Here is a 1056-nt window from a genome sequence, read left to right on the forward strand (position 1 = left end):
AAGACCTGGATGGCAAAGCAGGTAAGGATTATATCGATTTGGATAAGGTTCCAGAAGGCCGCAAAGTTTTTGCTCGTGAGTGTGCAGGTTGCCACAGCTCGAAAATGGCACCAGAAAACGTACGTGCAGATAAGAATGCTTTGGCCAAGTTCTACGAAGGTCATGTATTTGGTTCGGAAGATTACTGGCAATTAGAGTTCACTGACGCAGAGCGCAATGATCCGGCCTTTATTGCGAAATTTATGCAGAAAGATGAGTCCGGTAAGTTACGTCCTAAGCAGTTCGCCGAGAAAGGTATCTTTGGTCAGGATTGGCTGTCAAACGATGAGTTAGTGCCTTTCGATATCATTGGTACAAACTATTGTCGAGCCATTCATGACAATCATAATGAAGGCCACATCTTTGAAGAGTTCTCATCTGAGACCTACAAGAATAAGCCTTCACCGGGCAGTATTCCTAAGGTGCTTAACCCTGTCGCGCCAATCGTCGGTGGTATGCAGATTGGCGAGAAGAAGATTGAAGGTGGCCCAGGGTACTTGAGAAACTTCTCTCTATTATCGGCTTGGGCAACGGCTCCATTCCTACATAACAATGCGATTGGTGAAGTGACTTTCCTTGAAGACGGTTCACCTGACTACACGGTTAAAGGACGTATCGAACAATTCGAAATGGCCTTCGATGAGTTGATGAAGTCTGACGATCCGCTGGCAGAGAACAGTCGCCCGCAGAAGATCACTAAGTTACAGCATGACCTGAATATTACCTTAAGCGGTCAGCCAGATGGCATTGTCCATTTCCCTAAAGGCACGCCTGCTGCGCATGTACTTTCGTCTAATCCACATGATGCAGTATTCTTGAAGTGCGGTGATTTTGTTGAGAACAAAGGCCACCAGTTTGGTATAGATCTACCTGCAGAAGAAAAACTAGCCCTACGTGAATTCTTGAAACTCATGTAACGTTTGGTACTCATGTTTGTCATGAAAAACGAATGGGGAGGCCTAATTGCTTGAGCTGAGGCAGCTTTGTTATCACAAGGGCTGCTTTAGCTGGGCAATG

The 1056-nt window shown here is 45.8% G+C and carries 1 protein-coding gene; it reads left to right on the forward strand.

The genetic code is table 11. The annotated features are described in order from the left end of the window. A partial coding sequence (locus A3757_RS27040; RefSeq protein WP_197470142.1) for a hypothetical protein occupies positions 1 to 956 on the forward strand: 956 nt, incomplete at its 5' end. Between the last annotated feature and the right edge of the window lie 100 nt (positions 957 to 1056).

The organism is Oleiphilus sp. HI0117 (assembly GCF_001635235.1).